The organism is Gilliamella sp. HK2, from assembly GCF_001690265.1.
GTDB classification, from domain to species: Bacteria; Pseudomonadota; Gammaproteobacteria; order Enterobacterales; family Orbaceae; genus Gilliamella; species Gilliamella apicola_C.
In genome coordinates, this window is sequence record NZ_LZGV01000086.1 from 1 (window position 1) to 17,601 (window position 17,601).

Below are 17,601 nucleotides of genomic sequence, written 5' to 3' on the forward strand. Positions count from 1 at the left end.
TTACTCGACCTTCTCGCAATGCTGCAATAAAAAAGCCTAGTGAACCGTATATAATCCCAAGCAACAAAATCATAAATACATTAAATAAATTATCTTTTAAGCTTAATCCCATTTGATTGACACCTGCTATCATATTAGTTGCCCAAGTTGATGGTAACATTTTAGAAACTATTTGTACCCCAAAAGGCATGGCATCAAGTGGCCAAATTGTACCCGATAAATAAAATACGGGTGTTGTCAAAAATGCGAGTGTCAAATAGATCATTTCGGTTTTACGTAAACATTCAGTCAGCAATTTACTGAGCCCTAAAACACCAAGCAATAATGGAAATGTCATGATTAAAATTTCTGGAATATTGGCGAGTTGTCGATAGCCAAGTGCCCAAGGCCATAAACCAAACAGAACAATGGATAAAAATAACCAGATCGGTATAAGACCACATAAACTACCAAATATAACTATTTTCGGTGGTTTACCTTTCGGTAGTGAGTTTAAAGTAATGTTAGTACGCGTTGAAGCAATTAAAAATGAGTGTTGCAATAACATCACTAATAAGCCAGGAAAAGTAATGGCAGCAAAGCTAACCCCCGCATTATAAAGTGGTTCAGTTTGACCATTAATTGGCGATAAAATAATCTTAATCTGCTTATCTGAAAAACCACTATTACGCATTATTCTAGTATTATATTCAGTTAATATCTGTTGATAGATTCCTTTTATATCAACTTGTATTAAGCCATTAGCTAAACGGCTTGAGGCATCGCCGTATGCAGGAATTGTGACCTCTTCGCCCTTTAATAATCGTTTTTCAAAATCTCTTGGAATAGTAAATACCGCAAACAGTTTATGATTATTAATATCATCATAAGCTTGTAGAGAGCTTTCATATATGATGGTCTCGATTTTAGAGCTAGTATTTAAAGAGCGAATTAAACCTCGACTTGTTGGTGTATGATCTTGATCGACGATGGCTACTGGCAAGCTGGTTATAGTTCCATTACTATAAACTAAACTCATCAATGAGACAGATAAGATTAACAATAACCACCTTGGTCTCACTAACATAAGCAAAAATATTTTTACAAATGAAGACCAAAATATTTTAAGCATCTTGGTATTTCCTCTTACTGTGAATGTAGTCGTCTTACTAGACGTTTTCTTACTAACACCGTAATAATTATTGGATAGATCATTAAAATACCACAGACTTTTAGCACTGAAAGATAGCTAGAGTGACGTAAAAACAGATCAAACAGTTTATTAAGTGCATAAGTTAATGGCTCTAAAGATGAAATGAATCTGGCAATCCATGGCATTGATAGTTCTGGCACAACAATGCCCGAATAAGTTAGCGCCAACCCAACTAAAAGGCCGATATAGGAATAAGCATCAATTGGCGTTTTTGTAAAAGTGTACAGCAAAATACCGATACTTTGCGCAGCAATAACATAGAAAAACACCACTATCATCATTGCAAAGGGGGATCCTGATACACGCGCATCAGAAAATAAAACCAGCATAGCAATTTCAAAAATAAGTAACATCGTAAACCAAATGGTATAAGGGGCTAATTTACCTAAAACAAAAGGGTAGTTTGGACGCGTTCGTTTAGGTAATTGCGCTAATATATGAATCGTTGTTGTAACAACAAATAACTGTAGTAAATGTACCACAGCCGAGAATTGCTGAAAGTACATAGAATTACCGCTAGCATTAAACAGTCCATCATAATTAAAATTCACTTTTGCAAGCTTGGGGACTGCTATCCCAATGCTGGTTGCCATTGTGGTACGGTATTGAGTATTTAATGCGACAATAAGGCCAGAATAGTCCATAATAGAATACAAGCCCGCACTATAGTATAACGCATTGTAATATAGCATTGGAGTGGGCTGACGGCCAGCTAATACATCTGCTTCAAAATTAGGGGGAATATAAAAAATGGCGTAAATTTTTGCTTTTCGCAAATCGCGCTCGGCCTCTGAAAGCTGGCTATCATAGTTAACAAGGCTTGCATGTGCACCCGAATTAAGATTGCGCACAATTTCACGTGATAAAACACTTTTATCATGATCTATATAGCCAACAGGTAGATCAAATAGCACACCGCGGTGGAATATGCTACTGATTAATAAAAAAATAATTAGTGGCAAAATCCACATTAGCCAATGGAAAGTAAATCGTTTAAAAATGGTGGGTATTTCAGCATTAAACGCTTGTTTAAAGCGATGCCAAAAATCCCCAATTAATTGTCTATTTTCCATAATGTGCTCATACCTGCACGTAAATTAGTAATAGGCTTTGTTGGATAAAGCCTAACTTCAAAGGTTTTTAAATCAAAATCACCAGTAGCTCGCGTTGCCCGTTTTGTTGCATAATCACCCATGGGCGCAATATAACGAACTTCAGCCTCAATTTTTTTATTGCCGAGTGCGGGCACTTCAAGCTTAACATGATCACCTTTATGAATATTGGGCATAATGTTTTCGCGAATATTAAATATAAAGTAAGCCTGTGGTAGCTGAATGACAGTTAACAGTGGGCTATTGGCATTAAATAACTCACCAACTTCAGCAGGTATCGAACCAACTTCACCTGCGACAGGTGCTTTTACTTGTAAATCATCATATTGAATTTGTAATTGTTTAAGTTGCTCTTGCGCCTCTTTTAATTTTGCATCGTAAATTTCACGTTGCTCAATGCGATCCCCATTTTGCGCTTGATCTAAATTAGCTTGTGCCGACAGAACTTGTTGAAAGGCTTCATCACGTATTTTTAATGCATTATCTAAGATTGATTGAGAAACATAACCCTTACTAAAAATAGCTTTATTGCGATCATACTCTTTAGTGGCATTAGCATAAGCAACTTTAGCTTGTTGAAGTAATGCTTGATAGTAGCGAATACTTTCTTCACGTGTGCCGTGCTTAGAAAGTGTAACTTGAGCTTGAGCTTGATCACATGCTGCTTGTGCGGCTTTAACTTGTGCTAATAACTCTGGGCTATCGAGCGTTATTAATATATCGTTTGGTTTTACATCATCGCCTCGATTAACATGGATAGCCTGCACCCGTCCTTTAGCTTTTGACGAAATACTAACATTAGGCGCATCAACCTCACCTTGTAAGATAAGCTGACTATTGTGTGAGCGAATTAAAATTGTCATTGAGATTAAAATAACAATTAACACAATCGTAATAAAAATTTTTTTATTCATAAATTTTGTATAGAGTGATAATGATTAGATAAGACCTAAACAATTAGGACGATGGTATGCATTACAGATTTTACATACTTAAATTGTAACGATTACTATATTATAGGTTATACCAAAAATGCTTTATTTCAACAACTAAAGCAGAATTTTTATTTTAAAAAATAAGAATATATTAACATTATGAATAGTCAATATGGCTATATTCTATTTAACTTTTAAATAAATTTTGATAATTATAAAACATCACTTTAATAGGTTTTATTTATAATTGATATTAGTTAAAAGAAATAGATAAAAACCTACTTATTTAGTATGATATTTTCAATTAATATACGATAAGGTTCGAAATTTATGAAAAAAATAATAATTATTGGTGGTGGAGCCGGTGGTTTAGAGCTAGCTACAGACCTTGGCGATAAACTAGGTAAAGACAACCAAGCCGAAATTAGACTAATTGATAAAAACAGCTATCACTTGTGGAAACCTTTATTACATGAATTTGCCACAGGTGTTTTGAACGAACAAGCTGATAAAATTGATTATGCTACACAAGGGCAACAACACAGCTTCCAATTTACACAAGGTACATTTAAAGATCTTAACCGTGAAGAAAAACAAGTTATTATTGAAGATTTAAACAACGAATCTATCTCTGTACCCTATGATATTTTAGTTGTAGCAATAGGAAGTACCTCAAACGATTTTGGCACACCTGGTGTTAAAGAGCATTGTATCTTTTTAGATGACCAAAATGCTGCAATTCGTTTACGTGAAACACTGATTGCCAAATTTGCTGGTTTTTGTTCAATTATTGATGAAAAACAAGAAAAAACTGAAGATAAAATTCGTATTGCTATTGTTGGTGGCGGTGCAACAGGTGTTGAATTAGCCTCTGAATTACCACACATGGTTGAAACATTCGGCGCTTGTGGTCACAATAAAATGTGTTCAGATTTACTAGATGTATCCGTTATTGAAGCAACTGATCGTATTTTACCTGCCCTACCTGAAAAAACAGCATTAAGTATCACTGAAACTTTACAAAACCGTGGCATTCGCGTATTAACAAAAACCATGATCACTAAAGCGGAAAGTGATGGCTTTTATCCAAAAGAAGGCGATACCATTCACGCAGATATTATGATCTGGACTGCTGGGGTAAAAGCACCTGATTATTTAAAAGATATTGCCGGATTAGAATCAAGTCGTTCTAATCAGCTTGTAGTAAAACCAACATTACAAACAACACGTGATGATAATATTTTTGTTATTGGTGATTGTGCTTACGCAATGCAAGACAGCGGACGAGCCGCTCCCGCTACCGCACAAGCCGCACATCAAATGGCAAAAATTTGTTATGAAAACATTGTTAACATGTTAAATAATAAATCCATGAAATCATTCAGTTATACAGATAATGGAACAATTATTTCTTTGCATGATACCGCTCAAGGTGTGGTTAAAATTGCTGGAAAAGGAGAAATGAGCGTTAAAGGCTTTTTTGCTTTAACGATCCATCGCCTATTGTACCGCATGCATCAAGCAAGCTTATTGGGTATATTCAAAACAATTCGATTCGCTAAAACCAGTAAAGAAACGTATAAAAATAAATTTGCTTCTATCTTTACTCATCAAGACTAGTTTCCCATTTAAATAGCTACTTACAAAACACTATTTTATAAGTGGCTATTTTATTTTATAATTTATAGCATTATTTACAGCTAAAGGTAAATTTAATGCGTTTTGTTATATTGTTTATGCTGTCTTTAGCTAGCTTTATTAGTATTGCTAGTTATAAACCTCAAGATGGGGATATTATTTTTCAATCCTCACAATCAAGACAAAGCCTGGCAGTTGAACAAGCTACAAACTCTCCATACAGTCATATGGGAATTATTTTTATTAAAAATAATGGTAAGCCATATGTTTTTGAAGCTGCTAATAAAGTCGTTTATACACCACTAAATAGTTGGATTGCACGTGGTAAAAATAAAAACTACATCATAAAACGTTTAAAAAATCACAATCTATCCCATAGCGAAATTGCTAAATTAAAGCAAGTCGCAAGTAGTTTTGAAGGCAAACCTTATGATATCTGGTTTGGTTGGGACAATAATTATATCTATTGTTCTGAGTTAATCTGGAAAATTTATGATAAGGCTTTGAAATTGAAAATTGGCCAATTACAAACTATCAAAGATTTTAATCTTTCATCACCTGTCGTGAAGAAAAAATTAAAAGAGCGTTATGGAAACAAAATTCCTTATCAAGAAACGGTTATTTCACCAGTTTCTATTTTTAATTCCCCCTTACTGACAACAGTTGACAAACAATGGTAAATTAAAATACGGCTAAACGCTTAACTGGTGCAAAACTTTTACGATATAAATGATTAATACCATGTTCTTTTATTGCAGCTAAATGCGCTTTAGTTGGATAACCTTTATGCTTAGCAAGACCATATTGTGGATACAACTTATCAAGCTCAACCATTTCACGATCACGAGTAACTTTAGCTAAGATGGAAGCTGCACTGATTTCGGCCACCAACAAATCCCCTTTAATTACCGCTTGAGTTTGAATACCAAAATCTGGACAACGATTGCCATCAACTAACACAAAATTGGGCTTTATGGGTAATGCCGATACCGCACGTTGCATAGCAAGCATGGTAGCATGTAGTATATTCAATTTATCTATTTCGTCTACAGATGCCCTTGCAATGCTCCAAGCTAAAGCATCTTGCTTAATTATATCAAATAATTGCTCACGCTTTTTTTCAGTTAGCTTTTTAGAGTCAGTTAAGCCTATAATGGGCTTGTTAGGATCTAAGATAACCGCAGCGGTAACCACATCACCACAAAGCGGACCTCGACCAACTTCATCAACGCCAGCAATCAGTGTTGCATTTGGGTAAGTAAAATCTAACAACTATGTGGATCCTCTAATTACATCAATTACCGCTTGTGCTGCTTGTTCATCGGCATTACAACGAATTTGATTATGTAAAGATAAAAAGGTTTCCTTCAATATACTATTGTCGCTTTCTAAAAAAGAAATAATATGATTAGTAATATTTTCAGGTGTGCAATCTTGCTGTAATAGCTCTGGCACAATTGCTTTACCCGCTAAAATATTAGGTAAAGAAACATAAGGTGTTTTAATTAATTTTTTAGCGAGCCAAAATGTGAAAGGCTTCATTTTATAGCCAACAACCATCGGACATTTAGCTAACATACATTCTAGTGCTACTGTGCCTGAAGCTAAAATTGCGGCATTACTGGCAATCATTGCTTCACGGGCATGTCCATCTAATAATTGTACATCAAGTGTTGGTGCTATTTCGGCTTTAATTTGTTCAAACTCTTGTCGTCTTTTCGCATTGACTAGTGGCACAACAATATGTAGATCAGGATAGCGCTTACGCAAGAGTATTGCCGCTTTTAAAAAAGGTGCTGATAATAATGCAACTTCAGCATGACGACTACCAGGTAATAAAGCTATACAACGACTATTAAGCGGAATACCTAATTGTTGGCGCATAGCGTGTTGATTTGGGTTAAGTGCAATGTCATCCGCCATTTTGTGACCGATAAAACGGCAAGGTACATCAAATTTATCATAAAACGCTTTTTCAAATGGCAAAAAAGCTAAAATAAGATTGGTATTGCGTTTAATTTTGAAAACACGTTTTTGTTTCCAAGCCCAAACCGAAGGGCTAACGTAATGAATGGTTTTTATACCTGCTTGCTTTAATTTGCCTTCTAAAGAAAGGTTAAAATCAGGCGCGTCAATACCAATAAATATATCAGGTTTAAGCTGAATTAAGCGTTGAGTGATATCTCGACGGATTGATAAAATACGACGTAAACGCCCCAATACTTCAACAATGCCCATAACTGACAATTCATCCATTTCATACCAAGCTTGGCAACCTTCGGCTTGCATTTGAGGGCCAGCAATACCAACAAATTCAATATTGGGGTGATGTTTTTTCAGCGCACGAATCAATCCTGCGCCAAGAATATCACCAGAGGTTTCTCCAGCAACTAGAGCAACAGTTAACGGTTTATTGACCATTAACGGATGATGCCTCGCGTTGAACGGGTAAAGAAGTCAATAAAAAGTTGGGCTTCAGGCTGTTGTTTTGCAACAGCTTCAATTTGAACTTTGGCTTCTTCTAACGTTAGACCATTTCGATAAAGGGTTTTATAGCAGTTGCGAATCGCTTGTAAAGCTTCTTTGCTAAACCCTCTACGTTTTAGGCCTTCGTAATTTACACCATGAGGTGTTGCATGATTACCTTGAGCAATAACATAAGGTGGAACGTCTTGCGCAACGCCTGAACAGCCACCAACCATCACATGCGATCCAATAACACAAAATTGGTGCACTGCGGTCATACCGCCAATAATCACATGATCATCTAACTGAACATGCCCACCGAGCGTTGCATTGTTGGCTAAGATACAGTGGTCGCCAATATGACAATCGTGTGCAACATGAGCATTGATCATAAATAAATTATCACTACCGATGCGAGTCAAATTGCCACCTTGAATGGTAGCACGGTGAATGGTTACGCTTTCGCGGATCATATTGCGATCCCCAATTTCAGTGCGTGTTGGCTCACCGCGGTATTTAAGATCTTGGTTTACTTCACCAATTGAAGCAAATTGATAAATTTGGTTATCTTTACCAATTTTGGTGTGACCATTGATGACAACGTGTGATTTTAAAAAGGTTCCGTCACCAATTTCAACATTTTCACCAATAAAACAAAAAGGTCCAATTTTGACGTTATCGCCAATTTTAGCGCCTTTCTCAATGACTGAACTTGGATGTATTTCAGTTGCCATAGTATTTCCTTAAAACAATTTGGAATATTTTAAATACCAAATGTTATTTACGAGCGCACATCATTTCGGCTTCGCAAACTAACTTGCCATCAACAGTTGCAACACCATGGAATAGCGCAATACCACGACGCTCTTTAATATACTCAACATCAAGTACAAGCTGATCACCAGGTACAACAGGGCGTTTAAAACGCGCTTTGTCAATTGAAGCGAAATAATAAAGTTGCCCAGGAGACAGCTCTTCAATGCTTTTAAATGCCAAAATACCCGTTGCTTGTGCCATGGCTTCTAAAATTAATACACCAGGGAAAATTGGTTTGTTTGGGAAGTGTCCTTGAAAGAATGGCTCATTCACCGTCACATTTTTTATCGCTTTTAATGTTTTACCTTTTTCATAACTAATCACGCGATCAACCATTAAAAATGGGTAACGATGGGGTAATAAACTGATGATCTCTTCAATATCAAGGGCATTAAGTTCGGTAGTCAAAATAGCTATCCTTATACATTATTTACTCTAAATTCTATACATTATAACTGAGGATACCGCTTTCACTCAAGGATGATTTAAATTGCGAAATATTGTCTACTCTAATTTGTTATCAACATATTAATACAAATTTATAAAATAAATGATCCACAAGCACTATATTATCCTATACCAAATCATATATAATAATTAAAATAATCAACTAAAAAGTTTATAACTTGGAGAAGTATAATGAAATCATTGATTAAAATGACCTTAGTAAGTGGCGCCATTGTTTTAGCATTATCGGGATGTGATGATAAAAAAACAGCTGAATCGAATACTGAAACAACGGAAAGCAAAGTCACTCTTTCAACTGATGCACAAAAAGAAGCTTATGCTTTAGGTTCATCATTCGCAACCTATATGAAATCAAATTTGGAACAAAATGAAATTAAGCCTGATCAAAAATATTTAATCAGTGGTTTCAATGAAACATTCCGTGATGCATCTCAGCTTTCAAAAGAGCAGGTTAAAGATGTTTTAGATGCTTTTGGTAAACGTATTCAAGAAGAAAGTAAAGCACGTTTTGAAAAAGAAAAAGCAGATAATACAGCTGCTGGCAATAAATTTCGTGAAGAATTTGCTAAACAAGATGGCGTTAAAAAAACCAAATCTGGATTGCTTTATCAAATCATTAAAGAGGGTTCAGAGAGCCATCCAACAGCTGAAGATACCGTTATTGTTCATTATACAGGGACATTAACTGATGGGCGTAAATTTGATAGCTCTTATGATCGAGGTGAAACAGCAACATTCCCACTTAACGGCGTAATTAAAGGTTGGACAGAAGGCATTCAATTAATTGGCGTTGGCGGTAAAATTAAACTAGTGGTTCCACCTGAATTAGCTTATGGAGATCAGAGTTTCCCTGGTCAAAATGATAAAGCCTCTATTCAACCTGCTTCAACCTTGGTTTTTGAAGTTGAATTATTGGGTATTGATAATGGTAATACCAAAGACCAAAATTCACAAGAAACTAACTCACAGAAAGCAAAATAATTTTGTGAATTCGTTAAATTATACACTTGTTGTTTTGGGTCCTGCTTATGGGACCCAATCTGCTTATTGCGCTTACCAATTTGCGCATACATTGCTGACAAAAACTTCTCATTCAATTAAAAATATCTTTTTTTATGCTGATGGCATATATAATGCCAATCATTATACCGATCCAGCTAATGATGAGTTTAATTTAGTTGTAGCATGGCAACAGTTAGCAAAGAAATATTCATTAACATTAGCTGTGTGTGTCGCAGCAGCGCAAAGACGTGGTGTTACTGAGGGTAATATTGCTGAACATTTTGAATTAACAGGGCTTGGTGAACTGAGTGAATCAATTGCTATGTCAGATCGTACGGTTCAATTTTGATTTAAGGTCGTTAGAATGAAAAAAGTGGCAATTATTATTAGCTCACCACCGCATGGAAATGCTAAAGGTCGAGAAGCGCTCGATGTAGCTTTAGCTGTATCAGCCATCAATCATGTTTCGGTTTTTTTCATAAATAATGGGGTATTGCATTTATTGCCTAATCAACAACCTAATCAAATTTTAATGCGTGATTATATTGCTACACTTAATATGCTTGAGCTTTATGATATCGAAGATGTTTATGTATGCGAATCTTCATTAGAAGCACGAAATTTAGCAAATGCCACATTAAATATTCCTAATAAAGTGCTTGATGCGCTATCTATAAGTCAACTACTTTCTATTCAAGATGTCATCTTACGGTTTTGATTTTATAGTGAAAAGTATATATTTCCTGAAACTTCTTTACAAATATAATATTCAACAATAAAACTAATCTGATTTTTATTAGCTATATTTTTATACGATATAAATTCATATAGTATAAATAATCCACCTTACCTTTCAGCAAAGCTGATTAATAAGATGGATTACCATGTTAAGTCGATTTAATCGAATAAGTTTTATTTTAACTTAATTAGACTAGCTTTTTCATCCCGTCGGCAATTTTTTCAGCTTGCGTTCCAACGACAATTTGTACGCCCGTTTTGCCTAATTTAATAACTGCCATTGCTCCTAGTGCTTTGGCTGCTGGTTCATCAATTAGATCAGAATCATTTACACCTAAACGCAAACGTGTAATACAAGAATCAATATTAGTTAGGTTTTCTTTACCACCTACAATTGCTAAATATTGCTCGGCAAGTTTAGAAATATCACCAACAGTTTGCTTTTGCTGAACATTTTCAGTTGATGAAACAGTAGTATCATCGTCTTCACGACCCGGTGTTTTAAGGTTAAATTTAACAATAACAAAGCGGAATACCACATAATAAACAACAAAGAACACTAATCCTTGAAGAATTAACATATACCAGTGAACAGCAAGCGGATTACGACTTGAAAGTAGCATATCCACTAAACCAGCACTAAAACCAAATCCTGCAATCCATTGCATTGCAGCAGCAATATAAAGTGAGATACCAGCCAAAACAGCGTGTACAAAATAAAGCATAGGTGCAACAAACATAAAGGCAAATTCTAACGGCTCGGTAACGCCTGTAAAAAATGCAGCAAATGAAGCAGCTAACATGATTGATGCCGTTTTATCTTTATTACCTTTTTTAGCTGTATGATACATAGCTAACGCTGCGCCAGGCAAGCCGAACATCATAACAGGGAAAAATCCTGCCTGATAACGGCCAGTAATACCTACTGTTGCTAACCCACTTTCAATAGATTTTTGTCCACCTAGGAAGTTTGGAATATCATTAATTCCAGCCACATCAAACCAAAATACTGAGTTTAAAGCATGGTGTAAACCAACCGGAATAAGTAAGCGGTTGAAGAACCCATAAATACCTGCACCAATAGCGCCTAATTCTTTAATATATTTACCAAAAGCGACCAGTGCATCATAGATAGTCGGCCAAACAAAAAATAAAATAGCTGAAATTAATAGCATAACAACTGAAACAATAATAGGTACAAGCCTTTTACCACTGAAGAAAGATAATGCTCTATGTAATTCAACTTGGCTAAAACGATTATAAAGTTCCGCAGCAATAATACCGACAAGTATACCAATAAATTGGTTATTTATTTTTTTATATGCCGCTGGAACTTGAGCATCCCACCCATCTAAACTGGTGTCAATGCCATTAAATAAGGCAATAGAATTTGGAGAAAGTAAGGTTGTAACAACTAAAAAACCAACCAAACCAGACAAGGCAGCCGCACCATCTTTATCTTTAGACATGCCGTAAGCAACACCAATAGCAAAAAGTATTGGCATATTTTCAATAATTGCACCACCAGATTTAATTAAAAAAGCGGCGAAAATATTGTTTTGCCCCCAACCATTGGGATCAATCCAATAGCCAAACCCGAGGAGTATTGCCGCAGCCGGCAGAACGGCAACAGGCACCATCAGTGAGCGCCCGATACGTTGCATATAAGCTAAAATTCCCATAAGTGTTACCTCATATTTGTTGAAATGGTACTTAAAGAAGTATGTGTAATTATATATTTTTAAGTAAAAACAGCTTGGTTATTATATTTCATCTTATATTATTTTACTTCGCAAATTAATTATTGCTTTTTTGTGACTAAAATCACTATATTTTTTGATTTATTGTCTTAATATAGTAAAATATATTCAACATTTTTTACTTAAAAAAAAAAGAGTTTATTTAATTATATCAAAAGAGGTGATATCTCATGAGACTTATTCCTTTAGAAAATGCACAAGAAGTCGGCGCTTGGGTTGCAGAGCGTATTGTTAATAAAATTAACCAATTTAAACCAACCGCTGAGCGCCCTTTTTTGCTAGGTTTACCAACAGGAAGTTCACCATTAGTTATGTATCAACAACTCATCAAACAGTATAAAGCCGGAAATGTTAGCTTTAAACATGTTGTTACATTTAATATGGATGAATACGTAGGGCTTCCAGAAGATCACCCGCAAAGTTATCATACTTTTATGTATGAAAATTTTTTCAACCATATTGATATTGACAAAAATAACATCCATATACTAAATGGAAATGCACCTGATATTGATGAAGAATGCCGCCAATACGAAGCGAAAATTAAAGCTTATGGTAAAATTAATATTTTTGTCGGTGGCGTTGGCCAAGATGGACACATTGCCTTTAATGAACCAGGATCTTCACTTTGTTCTCGTACGCGTATTAAAACATTAACTGAAGACACACGCATTGCTAACTCTCGCTTTTTTGATAATGATGTCAATCAAGTGCCAAAACATGCATTAACTATTGGTGTTGCAACTTTAATGGATGCACAAGAAGTGATTTTGTTAGTTTGCGGTCATAACAAAAGCTTAGCGCTGCAAGCAGGTGTTGAAGGTAGTGTTAACCATCTTTGGACCGTAACTGCACTACAAATGCACCCTGCATCAATTATTGTTTGTGATGAACCAAGTACTGATGATCTTAAAGTGAAAACCTTAAAATATTTTAAACAGATGGAAACTGATAATCTTAAAGTAACCATTTTATAAAGGATAAACTTATGTACGCATTAACAAATTGCCGTATTTATACAGGTTATGAAATCCTTGAAAATCACGCTGTTATTATCGACGGTGATAAGATTGCAAAAATCTGTAAACAAAACGAATTGCCGGTGGGCATCACCATTAAAAATTTACAAGGCGCAATAGTTGCGCCTGGGTTTATTGATATTCAAGTCAATGGTTGTGGTGGTGTACAATTTAATGAAACGCTTGATGCACTAAGTATTGAAACCTTAGAAGCAATGCAGACAACAAATCTTATCTCTGGTTGTACTAGTTATTTACCCACTTTAATCACATCGACTGATGAATTCATGATAAAAGCGGTTAAAGTGATGCGTGAATATCTAACGACGCATAAAAACCAAGCACTTGGCTTGCACCTTGAAGGGCCTTATATTAGCCCTGAAAAGAAAGGTATTCATGATGAAAATATCATTCGACAACCATCGCAAGAAATGATTGATTTTTTATGTGAAAATGCTGATGTCATTAAAATTATTACTTTAGCGCCAGAAAAAGTAGAAAGCCACTTCATCAAACAATTGGTTAATGCAGGTATTCATGTGTCTGTTGGCCATTCTAATGGTCATTATGATGATTGCCGCCGTGGGTTTAACGATGGTATTCGTTTGGGAACGCATCTATTTAATGCCATGCCTTATATTTCTGGGCGTGAACCTGGTGTTGTTGGCGCTATTTATGATGAACCTGAAGTTTATGTTGGTGTTATTGCTGATGGTCAACATGTAAGTTGGGCAAATATTCGCAATAGCCACAAAATTAAACAAGATCATTTAATTTTAATTACCGATGCAATGTTACTTGCTGGATCAAACTTAGAATCTGGTGTATTTGCAGGTAAAACCATTTATTATAAAGATGGTCGATGTGTTGATGAAAATGGGACGTTAGGCGGCTCTTCCTTAACCATGATAGAAGCTGTAAAAAATGCAGTCGAATATGTGGGTATCGCCTTAGATGAAGCATTAAGAATGGCGACACTTTACCCAGCAAAAGCAATTGGTGTTGATAAACAACTTGGCTCAATTAGTGAAAATAAAATTGCGAACTTGGTTATTTTTGATCGTGACTTTTCAAACGTGAAAACGATTGTTAATGGAGAGATGAACAGCTAGAATGCTAGATAGTTAACGAAAATATTGAGATAAAATATGACCTTTAATTATCTAAATCTAGTTGGCAATGCTGAATTAATCAAACAATTAAATTATGCCATGATTTACCGTTTGATTGTTCAGCAAGCGCCTATATCTCGAATTCAACTGGCGGAAATTAGTCAATTAGCACCAGCAAGTATAACTAAAATTACTCGTCAACTTCTTAAAAGCAATCTAATAAAAGAAGTTGATGCACAACAATCAACAGGCGGGCGACCAGCCGTTTCAATACAAGCAAAATTTGATTATTATCAAACAATTGCTGTTCAATTAAGTCGTTCCCGTGTTACCATTGAACTTTATGATCTTGGTGCTAAAAATCTAGTTACCGAAATTTACCCACTAACTACATTTACCCAGCAATTGGCTGAAGAGTATTTAATCGCGTTAATTGAACAATTTATAGAACAGAATAGTAAAAAGATAAAACACCTTGTGGCAATATCTGTTGTACTACCTGGTTTGGTCGACTCTGTACGCGGAATTATTCGTTATACACCGCATATTCCAGTTAAAGCATGGCCTTTAGCCGAAGCATTACACCATAAGTTTAATATTTCGATTTTTATTGGTAATGATATTCAAAGTTTAGCTTTAGCGGAAAGTTATTTTGGCTCAACCCAAGATGTAGATGACTCAATTTTGATTCGTGTACACCGTGGTGTTGGATCAGGCATCATTATTAATCAACAACTGTTAACTAATCATAATCAAACGGTGGGTGAAGTTGGTCATATCCAAGTGGATGCATTAGGTGAGCGCTGTCATTGTGGTAACTTTGGTTGTTTAGAAAATCGAGTTATTAATAAAGCAATTGAGCATCGAGCCAAACAAATGATTGAGCAAGGTTACCCAACTAAATTAAGTTTGGGTAATTGTAATATTGCCAATATCTGTAAATATGCTAACCAAGGAGATGAATTGGCAATTAAGTTAGTCAAAGATGCCGGTGAAAATCTTGGTAGAGCAGTTGCTATGATGGTAAATATTTTTAATCCACAAAGTATTGTATTAGCAGGTGAATTGACAAAATCTCCCGAAATACTATTGCATGCGGTAAATAGTGCATTAAATGCACAAAGTTTAGAAGAATTAAGAAAAAATCTTACTATTCATTGTTCATCGCTCAATGACCGTTCAGCAATTGGTGCGTTTGCATTAGTGCAACAAGCTTTATTTAATGGTTCATTATTAATGACATTGCTGGAAGATAAAGAATCATAGCCTATAGTTATAAAAATATAGTTATAAAAATAAAGCCCAACAAATCGGGCTTTACTTTTTATATCTAGTTTAAGCTAAAATGCGTAACATTCTACGCAATGGTTCAGCTGCCCCCCATAATAATTGGTCACCGACAGTAAAAGCTGATAAATAATCTTTGCCCATCTTAAGTTTACGTAAGCGGCCTACAGGCGTTGTTAAAGTGCCTGTTACTGCGACAGGAGTAAGCTCTCGCATCGAAATTTCACGTTCATTTGGAACAACTTTAACCCAATCATTATGGGAAGCAAGTAGTTTTTCAACTTCTGGCACGCTAATATCTTTTTTCAATTTAATCGTAAACGATTGACTATGACAACGTAATGTGCCAATACGGACACAAAGTCCATCAACTGGAATAATCTCGTCAGTCCCTAAAATTTTATTGGTTTCAGCTTGGCCTTTCCATTCTTCTTTACTTTGCCCATTATCAAGTGCTTTATCAATCCAAGGGATCAGACTACCTGCTAATGGCACACCAAAATTATCAGTTGGTAAACTACCGTCACGCATTTTTTGCGTCACTTTTCGCTCAATATCTAAAATAGAAGAATTAGGATCCTGTAGTTCTTTAGCAACCTCCGCATTTAACATCCCCATTTGGGTAAGCAACTCACGCATATGACGCGCACCGCCACCAGAAGCCGCTTGATAGGTTGAAACCGATACCCAATCAACTAAGTTTTCAGCAAATAATCCACCCAGTGACATCAACATTAAACTTACCGTACAGTTACCGCCAACAAAGGTTTTAATTCCTCTATCTAAAGCAGTATGGATGTTAGCTTTATTAATAGGATCAAGCACGATAATCGCATCATCTTCCATTCTAAGTGTTGATGCTGCATCAATCCAATAACCTTGCCAACCTGTTGCACGCAATTTTTTATAAATTTCAGAAGTATAATCACCACCTTGGCAGGTAACAATAATATCTAATGCTTTCAACGCATCAATATTATCTGCACTTTGTAATATCCCTGTCTTACCGCCAAAAGTAGGCGCAGCTTGACCCGCTTGAGATGTAGAAAAGAAAACAGGATTGATATAATCAAAATCGTGCTCTTCAACCATACGTTGCATAAGAACGGAACCAACCATTCCGCGCCAACCGACAAAACCGACATTTTTCATATTTTATTTCCAATAATTAGCGTTTATATAAAGAGATATTTATTATTAAAACAAAATATCATCATAAAACAAGCCAGATAAGAATTATTATTGTAAATAAGGAGATGATAACATGACGTTATATATTAATACGATATTTAATCAAAATAACAAAAATTGAGAGAAAAAATGGTTTCAAAGGGTTGCAATAAATCTAATTAAAATATCAGATAAGGGCTGAAAATAACTAACTGGTAAATGAAACTAATGTGCGGATCGTTAAATGAAACCAAATAGCTAAATGCTAACAAGTAGAATTTTATTAAAAAATGGTCGGCGAGAGAGGATTCGAACCTCCGACCCACTGGTCCCAAACCAGTTGCGCTACCAAGCTGCGCTACTCGCCGTTATAAGTTTTCCGCATTCTATAAATGGGGTGGCTAATGGGATTCGAACCCACGACAACTGGAATCACAATCCAGGGCTCTACCAACTGAGCTATAGCCACCATAGAAGCAGGACGAAATATTACGCATAAAAAACAATATTGTCCAGCATATTTTTAAAAAAATACGCCAACTGATTATATAAAAAGCGTTAAAAGTATAAAATTTAATTACTTTCAATGCGAACTTACTGCTTACTAATAGCTAGCGTTCTTTTTAACTACACTAAATAGCTACACTAAATTTTTCTTGCCTAATTACTTGTTGTTTCAATTTTTATCTCCATATTTTATTCATAAAGTATAGGTCTTTAAAAATATTACTTTACTGTATCTTTACTTAGAATTAATTAGTGCGCTGGCATAACCAATACTCAATGCCACTTATTAACTTGATTTGAAAATATATGCTGTAACATAGAGCTACTTTAAAAACTATTTATACTATTAATAATAGTAAATTACATTATCATTCCTCGT

At 35.3% G+C, this 17,601-nt stretch carries 17 protein-coding genes and 2 tRNA genes; 8 read left to right on the forward strand and 11 right to left on the reverse strand.

The window, feature by feature from the left end:
* The 3 genes from A9G45_RS08745 to A9G45_RS08755 form a co-directional block, all read right to left on the reverse strand.
* A partial coding sequence (locus A9G45_RS08745) for an ABC transporter permease (protein WP_065572391.1) occupies nucleotides 1-1,111 on the reverse strand: 1,111 nt, incomplete at its 3' end.
* A 14-nt stretch (nucleotides 1,112-1,125) separates the two neighbouring features.
* On the reverse strand, nucleotides 1,126-2,265 hold the full coding sequence (locus tag A9G45_RS08750) for an ABC transporter permease (protein ID WP_065568261.1): 1,140 nt from the start codon (nucleotides 2,263-2,265) through the stop codon (nucleotides 1,126-1,128).
* Nucleotides 2,247-3,218 (reverse strand): HlyD family secretion protein, encoded by a 972-nt coding sequence (locus tag A9G45_RS08755; protein ID WP_065568260.1) that lies wholly within the window; start codon nucleotides 3,216-3,218, stop codon nucleotides 2,247-2,249. Before A9G45_RS08755 ends, A9G45_RS08750 begins: the two co-directional genes overlap by 19 nt.
* 351 nt (nucleotides 3,219-3,569) lie before the next feature.
* Here A9G45_RS08755 and A9G45_RS08760 point away from each other — a divergent pair, with 351 nt between their 5' ends.
* Both A9G45_RS08760 and A9G45_RS08765 read left to right on the forward strand, forming a co-directional pair.
* Nucleotides 3,570-4,859 carry an NAD(P)/FAD-dependent oxidoreductase gene (locus A9G45_RS08760; RefSeq protein ID WP_065568259.1) on the forward strand — a complete coding sequence of 430 codons (1,290 nt, stop codon included), beginning with the start codon at nucleotides 3,570-3,572 and terminating at the stop codon, nucleotides 4,857-4,859.
* 95 nt (nucleotides 4,860-4,954) lie between these two features.
* The gene (locus A9G45_RS08765) at nucleotides 4,955-5,557 is read left to right on the forward strand and encodes a YiiX family permuted papain-like enzyme (RefSeq protein WP_065568258.1); all 603 of its coding nucleotides are present in this window, start codon (nucleotides 4,955-4,957) and stop codon (nucleotides 5,555-5,557) included.
* A 1-nt stretch (nucleotide 5,558) separates the two neighbouring features.
* Here the strand turns inward: A9G45_RS08765 and rnhB are convergent, their stop codons facing one another.
* Genes rnhB through fabZ form a run of 4 tightly spaced genes read right to left on the reverse strand, consistent with a single transcriptional unit; the run spans nucleotide 5,559 to nucleotide 8,567 of the window.
* Nucleotides 5,559-6,149 (reverse strand): ribonuclease HII, encoded by a 591-nt coding sequence (gene rnhB, locus A9G45_RS08770; RefSeq protein WP_065568257.1) that lies wholly within the window; start codon nucleotides 6,147-6,149, stop codon nucleotides 5,559-5,561.
* On the reverse strand, nucleotides 6,150-7,298 hold the full coding sequence (gene lpxB, locus A9G45_RS08775) for a lipid-A-disaccharide synthase (protein ID WP_065568256.1): 1,149 nt from the start codon (nucleotides 7,296-7,298) through the stop codon (nucleotides 6,150-6,152). It abuts the gene before it with no gap.
* Nucleotides 7,298-8,077 carry an acyl-ACP--UDP-N-acetylglucosamine O-acyltransferase gene (lpxA, locus tag A9G45_RS08780; protein ID WP_065568255.1) on the reverse strand — a complete coding sequence of 260 codons (780 nt, stop codon included), beginning with the start codon at nucleotides 8,075-8,077 and terminating at the stop codon, nucleotides 7,298-7,300. The genes lpxB and lpxA overlap by 1 nt, the downstream gene beginning before the upstream one ends.
* A 43-nt stretch (nucleotides 8,078-8,120) precedes the next feature.
* Nucleotides 8,121-8,567: a 3-hydroxyacyl-ACP dehydratase FabZ gene (gene fabZ, locus A9G45_RS08785; protein ID WP_065568254.1), complete on the reverse strand. Its 447-nt coding sequence runs from the start codon at nucleotides 8,565-8,567 to the stop codon at nucleotides 8,121-8,123.
* A gap of 231 nt (nucleotides 8,568-8,798) precedes the next feature.
* Here fabZ and fkpA point away from each other — a divergent pair, with 231 nt between their 5' ends.
* From fkpA to tusC, 3 genes are read left to right on the forward strand one after another with little or no spacing between them, the layout of a single operon-like run.
* Complete coding sequence (gene fkpA / locus A9G45_RS08790) at nucleotides 8,799-9,608, forward strand: FKBP-type peptidyl-prolyl cis-trans isomerase (protein ID WP_065568253.1); 810 nt, start codon at nucleotides 8,799-8,801, stop codon at nucleotides 9,606-9,608.
* 4 nt (nucleotides 9,609-9,612) lie between these two features.
* Nucleotides 9,613-9,978, forward strand: coding sequence for a sulfurtransferase complex subunit TusD (tusD, locus tag A9G45_RS08795; RefSeq protein ID WP_065568252.1), 366 nt, complete (start codon nucleotides 9,613-9,615; stop codon nucleotides 9,976-9,978).
* A gap of 15 nt (nucleotides 9,979-9,993) precedes the next feature.
* Nucleotides 9,994-10,347, forward strand: coding sequence for a sulfurtransferase complex subunit TusC (gene tusC / locus A9G45_RS08800; RefSeq protein ID WP_065568251.1), 354 nt, complete (start codon nucleotides 9,994-9,996; stop codon nucleotides 10,345-10,347).
* 208 nt (nucleotides 10,348-10,555) lie between these two features.
* Here tusC and nagE read toward each other — a convergent pair whose 3' ends face one another.
* On the reverse strand, nucleotides 10,556-12,049 hold the full coding sequence (gene nagE, locus A9G45_RS08805) for an N-acetylglucosamine-specific PTS transporter subunit IIBC (RefSeq protein ID WP_065568250.1): 1,494 nt from the start codon (nucleotides 12,047-12,049) through the stop codon (nucleotides 10,556-10,558).
* Nucleotides 12,050-12,297: 248 nt separating this feature from the next.
* Between nagE and nagB the strand changes: the two genes are divergently transcribed.
* Genes nagB through A9G45_RS08820 form a run of 3 tightly spaced genes read left to right on the forward strand, consistent with a single transcriptional unit; the run spans nucleotide 12,298 to nucleotide 15,524 of the window.
* A complete protein-coding gene (gene nagB, locus A9G45_RS08810; RefSeq protein ID WP_065568249.1) occupies nucleotides 12,298-13,104 on the forward strand; it encodes a glucosamine-6-phosphate deaminase in 807 nt (268 codons plus the stop codon).
* Between the two features lie 11 nt (nucleotides 13,105-13,115).
* Nucleotides 13,116-14,258, forward strand: a complete 1,143-nt coding sequence (gene nagA, locus A9G45_RS08815) for an N-acetylglucosamine-6-phosphate deacetylase (protein ID WP_065568248.1) — start codon at nucleotides 13,116-13,118, stop codon at nucleotides 14,256-14,258.
* 36 nt (nucleotides 14,259-14,294) lie between these two features.
* Nucleotides 14,295-15,524 (forward strand): ROK family protein, encoded by a 1,230-nt coding sequence (locus A9G45_RS08820; RefSeq protein ID WP_065568247.1) that lies wholly within the window; start codon nucleotides 14,295-14,297, stop codon nucleotides 15,522-15,524.
* A 69-nt stretch (nucleotides 15,525-15,593) separates the two neighbouring features.
* On the opposite strand, the gene asd is transcribed toward A9G45_RS08820, so the two are convergent.
* The 3 genes from asd to A9G45_RS08835 all read right to left on the reverse strand — a co-directional run bounded on the left by asd (nucleotide 15,594) and on the right by A9G45_RS08835 (nucleotide 17,184).
* Entirely contained in the window at nucleotides 15,594-16,697 is a 1,104-nt protein-coding gene (gene asd / locus A9G45_RS08825; RefSeq protein WP_065568246.1) for an aspartate-semialdehyde dehydrogenase, read from the reverse strand.
* A 309-nt stretch (nucleotides 16,698-17,006) separates the two neighbouring features.
* Nucleotides 17,007-17,083 (reverse strand) — tRNA-Pro (locus A9G45_RS08830).
* 25 nt (nucleotides 17,084-17,108) lie between these two features.
* Nucleotides 17,109-17,184, reverse strand: a tRNA-His gene (locus A9G45_RS08835).
* Nucleotides 17,185-17,601: the final 417 nt, after the last annotated feature.

Coding starts and splice junctions, on each gene's coding strand:
- asd (WP_065568246.1), bottom strand. CDS start 16,697: ATGAAAAATGTCGGTTTTGTCGGTTGGCGCGGAATGGTTGGTTCCGTT.
- nagA (WP_065568248.1), top strand. CDS start 13,116: ATGTACGCATTAACAAATTGCCGTATTTATACAGGTTATGAAATCCTT.
- A9G45_RS08750 (WP_065568261.1), bottom strand. CDS start 2,265: ATGGAAAATAGACAATTAATTGGGGATTTTTGGCATCGCTTTAAACAA.
- nagB (WP_065568249.1), top strand. CDS start 12,298: ATGAGACTTATTCCTTTAGAAAATGCACAAGAAGTCGGCGCTTGGGTT.
- A9G45_RS08760 (WP_065568259.1), top strand. CDS start 3,570: ATGAAAAAAATAATAATTATTGGTGGTGGAGCCGGTGGTTTAGAGCTA.
- A9G45_RS08820 (WP_065568247.1), top strand. CDS start 14,295: ATGACCTTTAATTATCTAAATCTAGTTGGCAATGCTGAATTAATCAAA.
- A9G45_RS08755 (WP_065568260.1), bottom strand. CDS start 3,218: ATGAATAAAAAAATTTTTATTACGATTGTGTTAATTGTTATTTTAATC.
- tusC (WP_065568251.1), top strand. CDS start 9,994: ATGAAAAAAGTGGCAATTATTATTAGCTCACCACCGCATGGAAATGCT.
- fkpA (WP_065568253.1), top strand. CDS start 8,799: ATGAAATCATTGATTAAAATGACCTTAGTAAGTGGCGCCATTGTTTTA.
- nagE (WP_065568250.1), bottom strand. CDS start 12,049: ATGGGAATTTTAGCTTATATGCAACGTATCGGGCGCTCACTGATGGTG.
- lpxA (WP_065568255.1), bottom strand. CDS start 8,077: ATGGCAACTGAAATACATCCAAGTTCAGTCATTGAGAAAGGCGCTAAA.
- A9G45_RS08765 (WP_065568258.1), top strand. CDS start 4,955: ATGCGTTTTGTTATATTGTTTATGCTGTCTTTAGCTAGCTTTATTAGT.
- lpxB (WP_065568256.1), bottom strand. CDS start 7,298: ATGGTCAATAAACCGTTAACTGTTGCTCTAGTTGCTGGAGAAACCTCT.